We start from the raw sequence: 1,293 nt of genomic DNA on the forward strand, positions 1-1,293 counted from the left end.
AGGCAGTGTTGGTGGTCCAGCATTTCCAGATGATGTCCAGCCAGGCGCGGGCGAGGATGCGGACGGCGTGGGGATGGTCGTGTCCTTTGGCGCGGGCGCGTTGGTAGAGATCGGCGGCCCAGGGGTTGGCGTGGCGGCTGTCGCCGGCGAAGTCGCAGACGGCGTCACGCAGTTGTTTGTCGACGGCCCAGCGGAACGCGACGATGGTGACTTTTCCGGATTGTCGGGTCGATGGGGCGACGCCGGCGAGGCAGGCCAGGGAAGCCGGGGTGGGGAACCGGCCGCGGGCGTCGCCTATCTCGGCGAGCAGTCGGGCGGCGCGGACGGTGCCGGAGCGGGGCAGGCTGGTGAAGATGTCCCGGTCGGGGTGCAGGTCGAGGTTTTCGGTGATCTGCTGGTTGAGCGCGTCGATCTGGGCGGTGATGGTGGCCAGGGTGGCCAGGTAGGCGCGGGTGATCGTGGCCAGGGTTCGTGCGTAGTCGCCGGTGGCGCCGCGGGGCGCGGCGGTGATGCGTTGGTGCAGCACTGTGGGGTTGGTGCGGCCGCTGTAGCGTGCGCTCTTGAGCCAGGCGGCCAGGCGGGCCGGCGTCAGCCAGTTGAGGGCGTCCTGGGTGGTGAACCGGGTCAGGAACTGCCGGCTGATCGGCGAGTCGATCGCGTCGAACAGGTCGACGGCGGCCGGCAGCGTGGTGGCCAGGTGGGCGCGCAGTTGGTTGGCGACCGCGATGCGGTGGGCGACCAGGTCCTTGCGGGTCCGGCACAGCTTGCGCAGCGCGGTGGTCGGTTCGCTGTCCAGCATGAGCGGGGTGAGCCGGCGTCGGTCGGTGCGTACGGTGTCGGCCAGGACGTAGGCGTCGAACCGGTCGTCCTTGTTCCCGGCCGAGCCGTAGCGTTGGCGCAGCGCTTTGACCTGCGAGGGCGGGATCACGTAGACGGTCGTGTCGGCGGCCAGGAGGGTGTCGACGATCGGCCCGTCGGGGCGTTCGATACCGATGGCGTCCACGTGATGCCGGTCGAGCAGGTCGGTCAGCCGGCGCTGGCCGGTCTTGGTGTATTTCAGCGTGACCCGCTCCAACGGCTGTCCGTCGGCGTCGATCACACAAACCGTGTAGTCGTCCTTGGCCCAGTCCACACCCGCCGAGTTGGGTCGCGTCGAACTGGTGGTGTCGGTCAAACTCATTGTTGCCTCTCCGCTGCGCTACCAGTGGGGAAGCACCTGGCGGTTCCGGGACACCACTGCCGGTCGCTCATTGAGCGGCGCTCGATGGCGCATAGCCCTGTTGCCAGTCGGGG

1 protein-coding gene is annotated in these 1,293 nt (G+C 69.1%); it reads right to left on the reverse strand.

What is annotated here, in order from left to right; all coding sequences use genetic code 11:
* A partial coding sequence (locus ACFFIA_RS42460; RefSeq protein WP_377263000.1) for an IS110 family RNA-guided transposase occupies positions 1–1,180 on the reverse strand: 1,180 nt, incomplete at its 3' end.
* Between the last annotated feature and the right edge of the window lie 113 nt (positions 1,181–1,293).

The organism is Phytohabitans kaempferiae (assembly GCF_042433955.1).
Lineage (GTDB): Bacteria > Actinomycetota > Actinomycetes > Mycobacteriales > Micromonosporaceae > Phytohabitans > Phytohabitans kaempferiae.